1 protein-coding gene is annotated in these 416 nt (G+C 68.8%); it reads left to right on the forward strand.

Translation table 11 applies throughout. The features are described 5' to 3' along the window. On the forward strand, window positions 1-416 hold a 416-nt coding region (locus GQB03_RS22695; protein ID WP_200832426.1), incomplete at both ends, for a 2-oxoacid:acceptor oxidoreductase family protein.

Below are 416 nucleotides of genomic sequence, written 5' to 3' on the forward strand. Positions count from 1 at the left end.
CGGGCGCTCGGACCTGTACCTGGGCTTCGACATCCTCAACGCGACCGATCCGAAGAACCTCGACAAGTGCCACCCCTCGCGCACCATCGCGGTGGTCTCGACCACCCAGACGCCGACCGGGCAGATGGTCTCGGACCGCCACGTGATGTTCCCGGCGACCGCGCGGCTGACCGCCGGCATCGACCGGGTCACGCGCAAGGAGGAGAACGTCTATATCGACGGCCAGGCGCTGGCCGAGGGGCTCTTCGGCGATGCCATGGCGACCAACAACTTCATGGTCGGGGTGGCGTTCCAGGCGGGGACCATCCCGCTCAAGGCCGAATCGATCGAGGCGGCCATCCGCAACAGCGGGGTGGCGGTGGAGATGAGCCTGGCGGCCTTCCGCTGGGGCCGCATGGCGGTGATCGACCGGGCCT

This window comes from Cognatazoarcus halotolerans, assembly GCF_009800965.1.
In the GTDB taxonomy this organism is placed as follows: domain Bacteria; phylum Pseudomonadota; class Gammaproteobacteria; order Burkholderiales; family Rhodocyclaceae; genus Cognatazoarcus; species Cognatazoarcus halotolerans.